At 68.1% G+C, this 16,131-nt stretch carries 13 protein-coding genes; 12 read left to right on the top strand and 1 reads right to left on the bottom strand.

Annotated features, from left to right (window positions below; translation table 11 throughout):
- Positions 1–79 precede the first annotated feature (79 nt).
- Together U1701_RS11975 and U1701_RS11970 are read left to right on the top strand one after the other, a co-directional pair.
- On the top strand, positions 80–1,006 hold the full coding sequence (locus tag U1701_RS11975) for an alpha/beta hydrolase (RefSeq protein ID WP_332782796.1): 927 nt from the start codon (positions 80–82) through the stop codon (positions 1,004–1,006).
- Positions 1,007–1,124: 118 nt separating this feature from the next.
- Positions 1,125–1,790, top strand: a complete 666-nt coding sequence (locus U1701_RS11970) for a Rossmann-fold NAD(P)-binding domain-containing protein (RefSeq protein WP_332782795.1) — start codon at positions 1,125–1,127, stop codon at positions 1,788–1,790.
- A 20-nt stretch (positions 1,791–1,810) separates the two neighbouring features.
- Here the strand turns inward: U1701_RS11970 and U1701_RS11965 are convergent, their stop codons facing one another.
- Positions 1,811–3,196 (bottom strand): ABC1 kinase family protein, encoded by a 1,386-nt coding sequence (locus tag U1701_RS11965; protein WP_332782794.1) that lies wholly within the window; start codon positions 3,194–3,196, stop codon positions 1,811–1,813.
- 405 nt (positions 3,197–3,601) lie between these two features.
- On the opposite strand from U1701_RS11965, the gene U1701_RS11960 reads away from it, so the two are divergent.
- The 10 genes from U1701_RS11960 (at position 3,602) to U1701_RS11915 (ending at position 16,122) form a co-directional block, all read left to right on the top strand.
- Positions 3,602–5,986, top strand: a complete 2,385-nt coding sequence (locus U1701_RS11960; protein WP_443026053.1) for a phosphoketolase family protein — start codon at positions 3,602–3,604, stop codon at positions 5,984–5,986.
- Positions 5,983–7,182: an acetate/propionate family kinase gene (locus tag U1701_RS11955; RefSeq protein WP_332782792.1), complete on the top strand. Its 1,200-nt coding sequence runs from the start codon at positions 5,983–5,985 to the stop codon at positions 7,180–7,182. The genes U1701_RS11960 and U1701_RS11955 overlap by 4 nt, the downstream gene beginning before the upstream one ends.
- Positions 7,179–9,740, top strand: coding sequence for a cation-translocating P-type ATPase (locus U1701_RS11950; protein WP_332782791.1), 2,562 nt, complete (start codon positions 7,179–7,181; stop codon positions 9,738–9,740). The genes U1701_RS11955 and U1701_RS11950 overlap by 4 nt, the downstream gene beginning before the upstream one ends.
- Positions 9,741–9,766: 26 nt before the next feature.
- On the top strand, positions 9,767–10,213 hold the full coding sequence (locus tag U1701_RS11945; protein WP_332782790.1) for a potassium channel family protein: 447 nt from the start codon (positions 9,767–9,769) through the stop codon (positions 10,211–10,213).
- Positions 10,210–11,712 carry a PAS domain-containing sensor histidine kinase gene (locus U1701_RS11940; RefSeq protein WP_332782789.1) on the top strand — a complete coding sequence of 501 codons (1,503 nt, stop codon included), beginning with the start codon at positions 10,210–10,212 and terminating at the stop codon, positions 11,710–11,712. Before U1701_RS11945 ends, U1701_RS11940 begins: the two co-directional genes overlap by 4 nt.
- Before the next feature lie 97 nt (positions 11,713–11,809).
- A complete protein-coding gene (locus U1701_RS11935; protein WP_332782788.1) occupies positions 11,810–12,205 on the top strand; it encodes a response regulator in 396 nt (131 codons plus the stop codon).
- Positions 12,206–12,267: 62 nt separating this feature from the next.
- Positions 12,268–13,074: a universal stress protein gene (locus U1701_RS11930; protein ID WP_332782787.1), complete on the top strand. Its 807-nt coding sequence runs from the start codon at positions 12,268–12,270 to the stop codon at positions 13,072–13,074.
- Between the two features lie 121 nt (positions 13,075–13,195).
- Positions 13,196–13,882, top strand: coding sequence for an NAD(P)H-dependent oxidoreductase (locus U1701_RS11925; protein WP_332782786.1), 687 nt, complete (start codon positions 13,196–13,198; stop codon positions 13,880–13,882).
- A gap of 219 nt (positions 13,883–14,101) precedes the next feature.
- Positions 14,102–14,725, top strand: a complete 624-nt coding sequence (locus U1701_RS11920; protein ID WP_332782785.1) for a response regulator transcription factor — start codon at positions 14,102–14,104, stop codon at positions 14,723–14,725.
- 53 nt (positions 14,726–14,778) lie between these two features.
- Positions 14,779–16,122 (top strand): NRAMP family divalent metal transporter, encoded by a 1,344-nt coding sequence (locus tag U1701_RS11915; RefSeq protein WP_332782784.1) that lies wholly within the window; start codon positions 14,779–14,781, stop codon positions 16,120–16,122.
- Positions 16,123–16,131 lie beyond the last annotated feature (9 nt).

Raw genomic sequence — 16,131 nt, 5'->3', positions numbered from 1 at the left:
TGCAGGATGGTAGCGCTATCGATATCGTCGAGCAAAAGAACGATACGATGGGAGAGCGATGATGGAATTCGGGTTCCGCATGAACGCAGTTCGTCGGTGGGTGGGGCACCCGCTTTTGTGCCTGTCCGGCCTCGCGATCGGTATCGCAGCGCCGGCTCTGGCGCAGACCGACGCGATGGCCCCGATCGCCACGCCGGCGCAACCCGGCGCGATCGCGCTCGGGACCGGCAAACTGCCCGGCGCGACCGTATCCGAAGCCTGGCACAGCCAATATGGCAGCGTCTTCACGCGCAACGTCACCGATGCGACTTTGACCCCCTTCCTGCCCGATCCGGCGAAGGCCAACGGCACCGCGGTGATCGTCGCGCCGGGCGGCGGGTTCCGTACGCTGTCGATGGAGAATGAAGGCTGGGACGTGGCACGCGCGCTCGCCGCCAAGGGGGTCGCCGCATTCGTGCTCAAATACCGGCTGAACCAGACGCCGCAGGATCTCGCGACGTTCGCGAAGCCCGCTCCGCAGGGCGCGCCGATGCCGCGGCCTGATCCCGCCGCGATGATGGCGGGGCTCGCGCCGCAAATCGCAGATGCCCGCGCGGCCTTTGCACTGGTGCGCAAGCGGGCGGGCGAATGGCATGTCGACCCCAGCCGCATCGGCATGGTCGGCTTTTCGGCGGGCGCGATGCTGACGATGGCGACGACGATGGCTGGCCAGGACGCCAAGCCGGCGTTCATCGGCAACATCTACGGCCCGCTGGCCGCGATGACGGTGCCGGCCGACGCGCCGCCGATGTTCGTCGCACTGGCGGCCGACGATCCGTTGTTCGGCAATGGCGGGTTCGGGCTGATCGACAGCTGGCGCGCCGCCAAGCGCCCGGTCGAGTTCCACCTGTTCGAACAGGGCGGCCACGGTTTTGGTATGTACCCCAAGACCACCACCAGCACCGGCTGGTTCGATGAATTCGCGCGCTGGATGACGATGCACGGCTGGATCAAGCCGGCGCAGTAACGCCTGATACGCTTGGCCGCCGGACGGCTGCGCCCATGGGCGGGAACGGTCGGCGGTAGCCCCGCGACGCGGATGATGGACCTTATATCGCTGGGCGTCCGCGCCTAGATGACGGTCCATGACCAGGATCCTTCTCGCAGGCGCCACCGGTATGGTCGGCTCGGCGGCGCTGGCGCTGCTGCTGGCGGACGACCGTGTGACGCGCGTGGTGGCGCCGACGCGCCTGGCGCTGCCGCATCACGCTAAACTGCTCAATCCGATCATGGACAGCAGCGGCATTCCCGAAGAGGCGGAGTGGTGGGCGGTCGACGGCACGATCTGCGCGCTGGGGACGACACGCGCCAAGACCCCCTCGCCCGCCGCCTATCGTGCGATCGACCATGACTATCCGTTGGCGATCGCGGCACAGGTTCGCAGACACGGCGCGACGCGGTTCGCGCTGACTTCGTCGATGGGTGCGGATCCGCGATCGCGGTTCCGATATCCCCGCATCAAGGGCGAACTCGAGGACGCGATCGACTTGCTCGACTTCGCGTCGCTGACGATCGTGCGACCGGGCGTCCTGGGGGGCGATCGCCACGAGTACCGGGCGGGCGAACGGATGATCGGTGCTCTGCTGCGGATCGCTGCGCCGATCCTGCCAACCGCCGCGCGGGTCAGCCCCGCGGCGACCGTCGCCGCCCTGCTAGTCGAGGGGGCGCTCACCGGAACGCCGGGTCGGCACGTCGTCGGGTCCGCGGCGATCGCCCGCGCGAGCGCCGCTGCAGGAAGCCGGCCGAGGTGACGCAAATCGGCTGACCCGGTTCAGCCCTGCGCGACAGGCACCGCGGCCGTGTCGTCGTTGGATTCCGACGACCCCAACGCCTCGATCAGCATGGTCCGGACGTCGACGCGCGCCTTTAACCGGGCGGCGAGCAGCGCGGTGCCGCTGATCTTGCGCTGGACGAACAGCGTGTCGACCGGGGGCACGTGCCAGGTGTCGCGGTCGGCGGCGATCGCCAGCCCCTCGTCGCGCAGCACGCCGACAAAGGCGCGATCGCCGAAGTCGAACGGCCCGCTGCGGTTGAGCTCGACGAGGATAACGTCGATCATCCGATCGATCAGCGCACGGTGCCTCGCGACGGCCGCTTCGCCGAGGAAGCCGACCGCGATTGCCGCCTCGCGCACCGCGTCGCGACTGCCCGACAGCCCGGCGAGCAGCAACCGGCGATACCCGTCGACGGTCACCGGTTCGACCACGCGGCTGGCCCCGAAATCGAGCAGCACGAGTTTGCCGGTCGCGGGCTGATAGCGGTAATTGGCGAAATTGGGATCGGTCTGCATCAGCGCGAACCCGAACAGCTCGCGCAACACCAGCGCGATCAGCGACTGCATCGCTGCGTCGCGGATGTCCTGCTCGGCGTCGACCAGCGTCTCGATCGCCACGCCCTCGACGAAGCTCATCGCCAGCACGTTTGCGCCGCTGAACTCGCGGTCGAAGGTCGGCACGACATAGGACGAGCTGTCCGCCAGCAACGCGCCGAACCGGACGAGCTGTTCGCCCTCGCGGACATAGTCGGCTTCCTCGTGCAGCTGGCGTTTGGCCTCGGCGAGCAGCGCGGCGATATCGAGCGTCTTGGGCAGCACGCCGGAGACGCGCAGCAGCGTCGCGACATTGTCGACATCCGCGTCGATGCTTTCGCGGACGCCCGGATACTGGACCTTGATCGCGAGGTCGCGGCCGTCATGCGTGCGGGCGCGGTGGACCTGCCCGATCGAGGCGGCGGCGAGCGGGCTCGCATCGAACCGCGCGAAGCGACGCCGCCAATCCTTGCCCCAGTCGCGCGCCAGCACCTGCTGCAGCTGCGCCGGCGGCATATGATGCGCGCGGTCGCGCAGCCTGGCAAGGATCTGTGTCAGCTCGGTCGGTAGGAAGTCGCCGGAATCCATCGAGATCATCTGCCCGAGCTTCATCGCGGCGCCGCGCAGGTGCGACAATTGGTCGGCGACGCGGCCGACATTGGCGGGCGTCAGCAACAGCTCGCTCATCCGCGGCCGCTGGCCAGTGGCGATCCGCCGCGCGCCCTCGGCGACCACCCCGCCCGCGACTCCGCCTGCGAGCCGGCCGAACACGCCCAGCCGGGAGAGCCGCCCGCTCGGGACGGCCCGGCCGCGAGAATCGGCGTCGCGTGAATTCGAATCGTCGGTCATGCGAGCGCGCCTAGCACAAACCGCTGCCTGGAACGCGCCCGAACGATGACATCGCGGCGGCTGACCTACAACCTGCGCGGCGCATTCCCATCACTGTTCCGCTAGGAGCCCGCTATCCGGACGTCACCGCGCCGAGGAACCGTCTCTGCACCGAAGAACAAGGTGATTTCGCGGCTTGAGGTCACACGCGTCGCGACCGGCGAGGTCGTCACGCTGCTGCGCCTCGTCCGTACGAAGAAAGCACCTATTCCGCGGGCCTTCGCTTCCCGTTCTGAGCCGTGCCAGCGACGCGCGCTAGGGGTTATCCCCTATAGCGGTGCGGACGCCCGCGGCGCACGAGCCCGGCAGCCGGTCACGGGATCGGCGAGCTTTCCGCACACGGGCGGCGCGGGAGCGTCTCCGGTGGTGGCGGGACGTGGGCGGAGAACGCGTGTGCAAAGTCCCCTTTCGACCGAGCAGGTATCGGCGCTGCACGCTTATTGGCGCGCCGCCAATTACCTGTCGGTCGGACAAATCTACCTGCGCGACAACCCGCTGCTGGAGCAACCGCTGACCCTTGCGCACGTCAAGCGGCGCCTGCTCGGCCATTGGGGAACAACGCCGGGAATCAACTTCACCTATGTCCATCTCAACCGGCTGATCGTCGAACATGATCTGGACATGATCTATGTGATCGGACCGGGGCACGGCGGCCCCGGCCTGGTAGCGAACGCGTATCTCGAAGGGTCGTATACCGAGCATTATCCCGCGATCGAGCGGAACCGGAGCGGCATGGAGCGCCTGTTCCGGCAATTCTCGTGGCCCGGCGGGATTCCGAGCCATGTTTCGCCCGAAACGCCCGGATCGATCCATGAAGGCGGCGAGCTCGGCTATTCGCTGGCGCACGCCTATGGTGCGGCGTTCGACAACCCCGACCTGATCGTCGCGTGCATCGTCGGCGACGGCGAGGCCGAGACCGGCCCCCTCGCCGCCAGCTGGCACAGCAACAAGTTCGTCAATCCCGCGCGCGACGGGGCGGTGCTGCCGATCCTGCATCTCAACGGGTTCAAGATCGCCAATCCGACCATCCTGGCGCGGATCGGGCACGACGAGCTGACGCACCTGCTGCGCGGCTATGGCCATGAACCCTATTTCGTGGAGGGCGACGATCCCGAACGGCTGCACCACGCGATGGCGGCGACGCTGGAATCCGTGCTGCGCGACATCCGGGCGATCCAGGCCGATGCGCGCGCCGCGGGGGACCGTCCGGTCCGGCCGCGCTGGCCGATGATTGTGCTCAAGACCCCAAAGGGCTGGACCGGACCGAAGATCGTCGACGGTCTGCCGGTCGAGGGAACGTGGCGCGCGCACCAGGTGCCGATCGCCGACTTCGCCAAGCCCGAGCATCTGCAGCAGCTCGAAGACTGGATGCAGAGCTATCGCCCGGCCGAGCTGTTCGACGCCGACGGCAAGGTTCGCGACGCAATCTCCGACCTCGCCCCGACCGGGCACCGGCGGATGAGTTCCAACCCGCATGCCAATGGCGGCATCCTGCTGACCCCGCTGGCGCTGCCCGACTTTCGCGACTTCGCGGTGCCGGTCACCGCGCCGGGCGCGGTCGAGGCCGAGGCGACGCGCGTGCTCGGCCAGTATCTGCGCGAGGTGATGCGGCTCAATCTCGACCAGCAGAATTTCCGCGTGTTCGGCCCCGACGAAACCGCGTCCAACCGGCTCGACGCGGTCTATGACGTGTCGGGCAAGGCGTGGATGGCCGAGATCGAACCGGTCGACCTGAACCTGAACGCGACCGGCCGGGTGATGGAAGTGCTCAGCGAGCATCTGTGCCAGGGCTGGCTAGAAGGCTATCTGCTGACCGGCCGCCACGGCTTCTTCTCCTGCTACGAAGCGTTCGCGCACATCGTCGATTCGATGCTCAACCAGCATGCCAAATGGCTCAAGGTCAGCCGGGCGATCCCGTGGCGCCGGCCGATCGCGTCGCTCAACTATCTGCTGACCTCGCATGTCTGGCGGCAGGATCACAACGGCCTGTCGCACCAGGATCCGGGGTTCATCGACCAGGTCGCCAACAAGACATCGGATATCGCGCGGGTCTATCTGCCGCCCGATGCCAACTGCCTGTTGTCGGTTGCCGAGCACTGCCTGCGCAGCCGCGACTATGTGAACCTGATCATCGCGGGCAAGCAGCCCGAATGGCAGTGGCTCGGGATCGACGCGGCGGTGCAGCATTGCGCCGCGGGCGCCGGAATCTGGCACTGGGCGGGGGTCGACGACGCGGATCCCGACGTGGTGATCGCCTGCGCCGGCGACGTCCCGACGATCGAGGCGCTCGCCGCGGTGATGCTGTTGCGCGACTATGTGCCCGACATCCGCATCCGCTTCGTCAACGTCGTCGACCTGATGGTGCTCGAGCCGCCGCACGCGCATCCGCACGGCCTCGCCGATCATGCCTTTGATGCACTGTTCACGACCGACAAGCCGGTCGTCTTCGCGTTCCACGGCTTTCCCGCGTTGATCCACGCGCTGACCTATCGCCGGACCAACCACGACAATATCCATGTTCGCGGCTACAAGCAGGAGGGCACGACGACGACGCCGTTCGACATGGTCGTGCTCAACGATCTCGATCGTTACCGGCTTGCGCTCGACGCGATCGAACGCATCCCGCGCTTGGCGGATCAGGTGCCGGTAGCGCGCAACCGCTATTGGGCGACGATCGAGCGGCACAAATTGTACATCGCCGAACATGGCGAGGACCTGCCAGAGATCCGCGACTGGCGCTGGTCGGCGTGACGGGTGCGCCGCCAACGATCGTCCTGACGTTCAATGGGGGCTCGTCCTCGCTCAAATTCGGACTGTTCGACGTCAGCGACGACACCGCGACACCGCTGCTGACCGGCCAGATCGAGACGCTCGGCGGAGACGCCGTGCAGCTGCGCGCGACCGACGCGCGGGGGCAGAGCCTGGCCGATCACCGGCTGGAGGACGCCGCGCCGTCGACATGGACCCAGCACGTCGTCGACCTGCTCGACCGCGCCGCGTTGCCGGACGCGCAGGTGATCGGGCATCGGCTGGTTCACGGCGGTCCGCATCTGTCGGCGCCGGTGCGCATCGACGACGCGGTGCTGCACCGACTGGAGGCGGCACGGGGCTTCGCGCCGCTGCATATCCCCGAGGCGCTGGCGACGATCCGCGCCGCGCAAGCGCACTTTCCCGATCGCCCGCAAGTGGCGTGTTTCGACACGCACTTCCACGCAGCCATGCCGGCGGTCGCGAAGACGCTGCCGATCCCCGCGATGCTGCGCGACACGGGTCTGCACCGATACGGCTTCCACGGCCTGTCCTGCGAATCGATCGTCCGCCAGCTCGGTGCCGACCTGCCCGAGCGGCTGATCATCGCGCATCTTGGCAACGGGGCGAGCGTTACTGCGGTGCGCGGCGGCCGGTCGGTCGATACCAGCATGGGGCTCACCCCGACCGGCGGGATCATCATGGGGCGGCGCAGCGGGGACCTGGATCCGGGGCTGCTGCTGCATCTGATGCGCGAACATGGCTACACCGCCGAGACGCTCGAGACGCTGCTCGATCATCAGAGCGGCCTGCTTGGGATTTCCGGGATCGACAGCGATATGCGTCGCCTCAAGGAGGCCGCGCCGACGCATGCGGAAGCACGGCTGGCGATCGCGATGTTCTGCCGCGCGCTCGGTAAGACGATCGCGGCGATGGCGCATGTGCTGAGCGGCGTCGACCTGATCGTCTTTTCCGGTGGGATCGGCGAGCATGATCCGGGCGTCCGCGCGACCGTGGGCGCGGATCTCGCCTGGGCCGGCGTCACGATCGACGCGGCGCGCAACCGCGGCGGCGAGGGACGGATCAGCGCCGATCATTCCGTCGTCACGGTGCGGATCGTCCCCGCGCAGGAGGACGCCGAAATCGCCCGCCATGCCGCGCGCGTGATGACGTGCGCTGCCGAACGGATCGCATCGTGATCGCCGCCGCCCCTGCCCCCGCGGACGTCGCCGGGCTGAGCGCCGCGGAGGCCACCGCCCGGCTGGCGGCCGACGGCCCGAACGAGATCACGCGCGCGACGCGGCGGTCGCCGTTCCGCATCGCGGTCGAGGTGCTGCGCGAACCGATGCTTGCGCTGCTGCTCGGCGGGGGGCTGCTGTACCTGCTGGTCGGCAATCTGACCGAAGGGCTCGTGCTGTTCGCGTTCGCGAGCTTCTCGGTCGTGGTAACGATCGTCCAGGAAAGCCGCACCGAACATGTTCTAGAAGGGTTGCGCGACCTGTCCGCCCCCCGAGCGCTCGTCGTCAGGGACGGCGTGCGCGTACGCATAGCCGGGCGCGACGTGGTCGCCGGCGATATCCTGGTGCTCGACCAGGGCGACCGGGTCGCGGCCGACGCGGTTCTCCTCGAGGCCGAGGATCTGCAGGCGGACGAATCGCTGCTGACCGGCGAATCGATGCCGGTGCGCAAGACTGCCGCGCCGCAGACGGACCTGCCGGTCGCGGCGCCCGGGGGCGAGGACCAGCCGTTCGTCTATGCCGGGTCGATGGTCGCGCGAGGCTCCGGGATCGCGCGCGTGATCGCCACGGGCCCTCGCAGCCGGCTGGGCGCGATCGGGCGGATGATCGCGGACCTCGATCTGGAGCCGCCGCGGCTGCGACGCGAGACCGGCATGATCGTGCGGCTGTGCGCGTTCGGCGGACTGGCGATCGCGACATTGGTGGTGATCGGATACGGCCTGACGCGCGGCGATTGGGTGGCCGCGCTGCTTGCGGGGATCGCGATCGGCATGTCGTTGCTGCCCGAGGAATTTCCGGTGGTGCTGACCGTGTTCCTGGCGATGGGCGCGTGGCGGATCGGGCGCGTCGGGGTGCTCACGCGCCGCGCCGCCGCGATTGAAACGCTGGGCTCCGCGACGATCCTGTGCGTCGACAAGACCGGCACGCTCACCGAAAACCGGATGGCGCTGGTCGCGCTGTGGCGCCCTTCGGGGGAAACCGCGACGCTCGACGGACCGCGCGGCATCACCGCGCCGTTCCAGCAACTGGTCCGCCACGCGATCCTCGCCAGCGCCCCCACGCCGGTCGACCCGATGGAGATCGCGCTCTACGCTGCCGCCGCCGACATCGGCGCGGACGGCACCCGTACATTGGTCCACACCTATGGATTGCGGCCCGAACTGCTCGCGATGGCGAACGTCTGGGACACCGCCGAGCCCGACCTGCGGATCGCCGCCAAGGGCGCGCCCGAAGCCATCGCCGCCTTGTGCCACCTGACGTCCGCCGAAGCGACGGCGATGGATGCGGCCGTGGCGGCGATGGCCGCGCGCGGCATCCGCGTGCTCGGCGTCGCGCAGGCATCGACCAACGACCGTACCCCTGCCGCCTCGCAACGCGCCTACGCCTTCACGTTGCTGGGGCTGGTCGGGCTGGCGGATCCCCTGCGGCCGAGCGTTCCGGCCGCGGTCGCCGAGTGCCGTTCGGCGGGAGTCCGGGTGGTGATGATCACCGGCGACCATGTCGCGACCGCGCGCGCGATCGCGCACCAGGCCGGCATCGCCGACGGTGCGGTGCTGACCGGCCCGGATCTGGAGGCGCTCGACGATGCCGCGCTGATCGCGCGACTGGAGGACGTCACCGTCTTCGCGCGCGTCCAGCCCGAACAGAAGCTGCGCATCGTCACCGCGCTCAAGGCGCGCGGCGATGTCGTCGCGATGACCGGCGACGGGGTCAACGACGCGCCGTCGCTCAAGGCCGCGCATATCGGCATCGCGATGGGCAAGCGCGGCACCGACGTCGCGCGCGAAGCCGCCGCAATCGTGCTGCTCGGGGACGATTTCGGTTCGATCGTCGCGGCGATCCGACTGGGCCGCCGGATCTACGACAATATCCGCAAGGCGATGGAATTCATCTTCGCGGTGCACGTGCCGATCGCCGGGCTGGCGCTGTTGCCGCTCGCATTCGGCCGGCCGCTGCTGCTTGGTCCGATCCACATCGCGCTGATCGAAATGATCATCGACCCGGTCTGCGCGCTGGTGTTCGAGGCGGAGCGCGAGGAAGCCGATATCATGCAGCGCCCGCCGCGAGACCCCGAGGCCAAGCTGTTCAACTGGCGGATGATCGGCTGGAGCGTGTTCCAGGGCGGGCTCGCCTTTGCCGTCGTCGCGGTGGTCTGGGGCGGCGCACTCCGGCTCGGCTATGCGGAGGACGCGGTGCGCGCGCTGGCCTTCTACGCGCTGATCGCGCAGATCGTCGCGCTCATCCTGGTCAATCGGGCGTTCGACAGTTCGCTGATTCACGCGCTGTGGGGCGGCAATCTGGTGCTGCGCTATATCCTTGCGGCCGTTGCCGCGATGCTCGCGTTGGTCGCGACCGTGGCGCCGCTGCGTCGGCTGCTCGACTTCGCGCCGCTCGATATTGCCGCGCTGGCGGCGGCGCTCGGATCCGGCGGTCTGCTTCTCGTTGGTCTCGAGACTTTGAAGAGGGTCGCAGGCACGCGACATGGCGGAACGGACCGCTATAGTCCCCAGGTGCAGTGAGGACCCGATCGCATGCGGAATTGCTTATGACGCTTCTGCTCGAACTCGCGGTCGCCACGGTGATGGTGGCGTTGACCGTCGGGCTGCACCTGATCGGAATCGCGGCGTTGCTGGTCGTCCTGCGTCATCATCGCGCGCGGACCGGCCCGGGTAGCACCATCGTGCGCGACGGCATGGGCATCGTCGCGGCGGCGGCCGGGCTGTTCGCGCTCCATGCGATCGAGATCTGGGCCTATGCGCTGTTGTACATCGCCATCCACGCCCTCCCCGATTTCGAGACGGCGCTGTATTTTTCCACCACGACCTATGCGACGATCGGCTATGGCGACGTCGTGTTGCCGCGCGGCTGGCGGATCCTCGGCGCGATCGAGGGCGCAAACGGTCTGATCCTGCTGGGGTGGTCGACCGCCTTCTTCGTCGCGGTGGTTAGCCGGATCCGGTTTCTGGAAATCGAAATGGGTACCCCGAGTTGAGTTCGACGCACTCGCCGGCCGCGCCGTTTGCGCTGTTCGTCAACAGCACCACCGACCGCGCCTTGTTCCTGCTCGACTGCGACGGCGTCGTCACGACCTGGAATCAGGGGGCCGAGCTTCTCACCGACTGGCGCGCGGACGAGATCATCGGCCAGCCGATCGATCGCCTGTATCCGCCGATGGACGTCCGGCGCCGGGTGCCAGCCGCCGATCTCGCCGCCGCGCGCGCCGAATCCACGGTCCGGCACGAGGCGTGGCGGATCCGGCGCGACGGGTCGGAATTTCTGGCGGATTCGACCCTGGTCGCGCTGCGCGATGCCGACGGCACGCTGCAGGGCTATGGTCAGAGCGTCTATGACGTCACCACGCGGAAAGCCGCCGAGGGCGCGCTCGCCGACAGCGAGCGGCACGTCCGCTCGATCCTGGCGACGATCCCCGATGCGATGATCGTGATCGACGAACGCGGCACGATGCTGTCCTTCAGCACCGCCGCCGAGCATCTGTTCGGCTATGACGAAGCCGATGTCGTGGGGCGGAATGTCAGCATGCTGATGCCGAGCCCCGATCGCGACCGGCACGACAGCTACATGGATCATTATCTCACCACCGGCGACCGGCGGATCATCGGCATCGGCCGGGTGGTGGTCGGCGCGCGGCGCGACGGCAGCGAATTTCCGATGGAACTCTCGGTCGGGGAAGCCAGCAGCAAGGGGCGGCGGATCTTCACCGGGTTCATCCGCGACTTGACCGAGCAACGCCGGAGCGAGCTGCGGCTGAAGGAGCTGCAGTCCGAGCTGATCCACGTCTCACGGCTGAGCGCGATGGGCACGATGGCCTCAACTCTGGCGCACGAACTCAACCAGCCGCTGACCGCGATCGCCAACTACATGGAAGCCAGCCGCGACCTGCTGCAAGCGCCCGACGGGGACAGCCTGACGCATGTCCGGCAAGCGGTCGCGGAATCGGCGCGCGAAGCGCTGCGGGCCGGCGAGATCGTCCGCAAACTGCGCGATTTCGTGACCCGCGGCGAGGTCGACCGATGCGCGGTGGATCTGAAGACCTTGATCGAGGAAGCCTGTTCGCTGGCGCTGGTCGGCGCGCAGGAACGCGGCGTGCGGGCGTTCTTCGCCTTCGAAAGCGGCGCGACTCACGGTCTGGTCGACCGGGTGCAGATCCAGCAGGTCGTCGTGAACCTGGTCCGCAACGCGGTCGATGCGATGTCGGGATCGCGCGTTCGCGACGTCACCGTCTCGGCGCGGGACGTCGATGGCGAGATGGTCGATATCGCGGTCGCCGACACCGGGCCCGGCATCGACCCTTCCCTGCTCCCACGGCTGTTCGCGGCGTTTGCCACGACCAAGGAACGCGGCATGGGGCTTGGGCTGTCGATCTGCCGCACGATCGTCGAGGCGCATGGCGGCCGGATCTGGGCAGAGCCACGTCCCGGCGGTGGCAGCGTGTTCCACTTCACGGTTCCGCGATCCACCGCGGACGCATAGCGCGCGGGCCAACGGACGATGCGACCACCCCGGACCTTTACGTAACGACCTGCGGCGGCGGTGCTGGCAGAACGGCGTTTTGCGACACGTGGTACCGATGACCGAGCCCCTTCCCCCCGCCCCCGTTCGCCGCCCTCGCGTGGTGCTGATCGACGACGACGCGGGGGTGCGCCGGTCGCTCCAGCTGCTGCTGCACTGGCGTGGGTTCGACGTGCGGTCGTTCGGCACCGCAGCGCCGGTGCTGAGCGCGCATGCGGCGGACGACACCGACGTGCTGATCACCGACTATCTTCTGCCCGATAGCGACGGCATCGCGGTGCTGGAAACGCTGCGGGGTCGCGGCTGGCGCGGCCGTGCGATCCTGATCACCGCGTTCCCCTCGGCAGCGCTGATCGAACGGGCACGCGCGAGCGGTTTCGTCGCGTTACTCGAAAAACCGATTCAACAGCATGCGGTAATCGCCACGATCGGCGTACTGCCGCGGACTCCGTAACACTACCGATGTCGAGCGCCCGCCGCGCGGCTTAGCATGGCAACACTCACCAGGAGGTTGTCATGAAGAACATTCTGCTGCTCGCGCACGACGATTCCGGGCAGGAAGCCAGGTTCCAGGCTGCCGTCGACGTCTGCCGCGCCGTCCGCGGTCATCTCGTCTGTCTCGACGTAACGATCATGCCGACCTTTGCAGGTGGAGAATATGCCGCCGGGTTCGGCGGCGCAGCGCTGCTCGCCGAGGAGATCGACAGCGAAACCGTCAACCGCGCGCGACTGGACGGCCGCCTTCAGCACGAGGACGTGCCGTGGAACTGGATCGAAGCCACCGGCGACCTAGTCGCCTGCATCAAGGACGCCGCCGGACTCGCCGACCTGATCGTCGTCAATCGGCAGCTCGACGACTTTGCGGTGCCCGACATGCGCGGAGTCGCGGGCGAACTGGTGCTCAAGGCGGGCCGGCCGATCCTGGCAGTGCCGCCGACGCTCAAGCGGTTCGACCTGTCGCGCGCGCTGGTCGCCTGGAACGGGTCTGCCGCGGCCGAGGTGGCACTGCGCGCCGCGGTGCCGCTGCTGCGGCTGTCGGATGTGGTGACGCTGATCGAAGTCGACGACCGTTCGGTCCGCACACCCGCCGAGAACGCCGCAGCCTATCTGTCGCGCGAAGGGGTCGCGGCGACCGTCGACCGCGTCACGCCCGTGGGCAGGGAGCACGCCGCGGATGTGATCGTGCGGCACGCCGCGCACGGGCATGCGGGCTACATCGTGATGGGCGGTTTCGGCCACCCCCGCTTCGTCGAAGCGCTGATCGGCGGGACGACGCGCCACCTGCTGACGCACAGCCCCGTGCCGCTGTTCCTCGCGCACTGAGAACAGGCAGGCGGCGCCGGCGGGCAATTCCACGCGACACAATACAGGAGGCGGAGATGGTGGCATGGCGATCGGTGATGTACCCTCGGACCGCGGCTTTGCGATGAGTGGGGATCGACAGATGCCGGACAGGGTCGCGACCATCGGCCCACGCGCGCTCTCTCATGTCATCGTGCTGGGCCACCCGGACCCGACCAGCTTCAGCCATGCGGTGGCCGAAGCGTATCGCGACGCGGTACTCGCATGTGGGCAAAGCGCGATCATCCGCGATCTCTATGCGATGCGGTTCGACCCGCTGCTGCAATCGAGCGAGCGCCCCGGACGGCGCGACTATGCGCCGGGAGGCGATATCGTCCCGGAGCTCGACCTTGTCCGCGACGCCACCGTCATCACGCTGGTCTACCCACTCTGGTACGGACTGCCGCCCGCGATCATCAAGGGTTATGTTGACCGCGTGCTCGGCGCAGGGTTTTCGGCGCGCGACATCGTCTCCGGAGCGTCGCACCGGCTCCTGCAGGGCAAGCGCCTGACGAGCTTCAGTTCGTCGGCGTCGACCCGTCCCTGGCTTGAGGAACATGGCCAATGGGCGTCACTCCGCCAGGCGCTCGACACCTATCTCGCCACGATCTTTTCGCTCGAAGAAGGCGGCCATGTCCATTTCGACTCGATCGTCGAGGACGTGTCCGCCGAGTATGTCGGGCAGTGTCTGGCCGACGTCGAGCAGGCCGCGCGCCAGACCTGTGCCGCGGTGCTCAGCGAATGGCACGCGCGCGAGAAATATGCGCTGTTGAGCGCGCGGTCGCTCTGATCCGGACCTGCTGTCGGCGGCCTGCGACGGCCGCCTGCTCCGTGGCGCAACGCCGCCACGGAACGCTTTGGACTATCGCCGCGGGGGCGCGTAATAGGAGAGGCGCAGGACAAAGCTCCGGATTGGTGGCACGACGGGGGTGGCACTATCGGGACAATGGCCGGCTGCGTCGCGGGGACTTTTGACGCCCGCTATCGAGACCAGGGGCGGAGTTGGCAGATGGACGATCGCAGGCTGATCCATATCATCGACGACGACGACGCCATCCGGCGCTCGGCGAGCTTCATGCTCAAGACGTCGGGATTTGCGGTCGAGACCTGGCCTTCGGGCGTGGCGTTCCTGAAGGACGCGCGCCATGCCGAAACCGGCTGCGTGCTTCTCGACGTCCGGATGCCCGACATGGACGGGCTGGACGTCCAACAGGCGATGAACGATCGCGGCATTGCGATGCCCGTGATCATCTTGACCGGGCACGGCGATATCGCGATCGCGGTCCGCGCGATGAAGGCCGGTGCGGTCGAGTTCATCGAAAAGCCGTTCGAAAAGGCAGTTCTGCTCGCCGCGATCGCGACCGCGTTCGAGCGCCTGGACCGCGCCGAATCCCAAGCCATGCGGGCGGCGGGCGCCGCGCTGGCGATCGCGGGGCTGACCGTTCGCGAACGCGAGGTCCTCGACGGTCTCGCGCGCGGATTGCCCAACAAGACCATCGCCTATGATTTCGGCATCTCGCCGCGCACGGTCGAGGTCCACCGCGCCAATATCATGACCAAGCTTCACGCGCGCAGTCTGTCCGACGTGCTTCGTACCGCATTCGCCGCGGGCCTTGGAAAGGTCGACGCCTAGGCTCGGGGAAGATACGTATTCTGTACATGGCGGCCGCCGGGCAGGCTGCCGCAATGAGCACGAGGAACCTGGTCGTCGACGGCCATCCCGATCCCGACCGTGACCGCTGCGTCGCTGCATCGGCAGACCCGCGCGGCGGTTTTCGTGCCTTCCTGAAGCTGCTCGGGCCCGGCCTGGTCACGGGGGCCGCGGACGACGATCCCAGCGGGATCGGCACGCACAGCCAGGTCGGTGCCGCGTTCGGCTATGGCCTCGCGTGGACCTTCGTCCTCAGCTTTCCGCTGATGGTCGCGATCCAGCAGATCGCCGCCGAGATCGGCCGAATCACCGGCGCCGGTATCGCGCGCAACCTGCGACGGCATTATCCGCGGCCGATCCTGTGGTTCATGGTTTCGCTGCTGATCGTCGCGAACGTGATCAATTTGGGCGCGGACCTCGGCGCGATGGGGGCCGCGTTGGCGCTGCTCGGCGGCGGGAACGGTGCGCTCTACACACTCCTGTTCGGCATCCTGTGCATCGTGTTGGAGGTCGCGCTCAGCTACCCGCGCTATGCCGCGATCCTCAAATGGACCTGCCTGTCGCTGTTCACCTATGTCGCGGTCGTCGCGGTGGCGCAGGTGCCGTGGTCGCACGCGCTGCGCGCGCTGGTGGTGCCCGAATTGCAGTTCAACGCCGCCTACGCGACCGCGGTGGTCGCGATCCTGGGCACGACGATCAGCCCCTATCTGTTCTTCTGGCAGGCCGGTCAGGAGATCGAGGAGCAACACCGCCACCACGCCAAGCCCCTGTGCCTGACCGCGAAGACCGCCGGTCCCGAACTCCGCCGCATCCGCCTCGACACGCTTGTCGGCATGGGGTTCAGCACCGTCATCTCGCTCGCGATCGTGTTCGCGACCGCGGCGACGCTGCATGCCAGCGGGGTGCGCGACATCACGACATCAGCGCAGGCCGCCGAAGCGCTGCGGCCGATCGCGGGCGACTTCGCCTTCGCGATGTTCGCGGCCGGGATCATCGGCACGGGCTTGCTGGCGGTCCCGGTGCTCGCCGGATCTGCCGCCTATGCGGTGACGGAAATGGCCGGAATCGCCGGTAGCCTCGACGCCAAGCCGCTGTCGGCGCGGCTGTTCTACGGGACCATCGCAGCGACGACGCTGGCCGGCGCATCGTTGAACGGAATCGGGATCGATCCGGCCAAGGCATTGTACTGGGCAGCGGTCGTCAACGGTGTTCTGGCGGGCCCGTTGATGGTGGTCATGATGCTGATCGCGCGCAACCGCCGCGCTATGGGGCAGCTGACGATATCGCGGACGCAAACCGTATCGGGATGGGCCGCGACGGTGGTGATGATCGCGGCGTCGGCGCTGTTCCTCGGGTTCGTCGTCACCCAAGCGCGCTGACCGCGCCGG

This window comes from Sphingomonas rhamnosi (assembly GCF_036663615.1).
Lineage (GTDB): Bacteria > Pseudomonadota > Alphaproteobacteria > Sphingomonadales > Sphingomonadaceae > Sphingomonas.
This window is presented reverse-complemented; position numbering and strand designations above follow the sequence as displayed.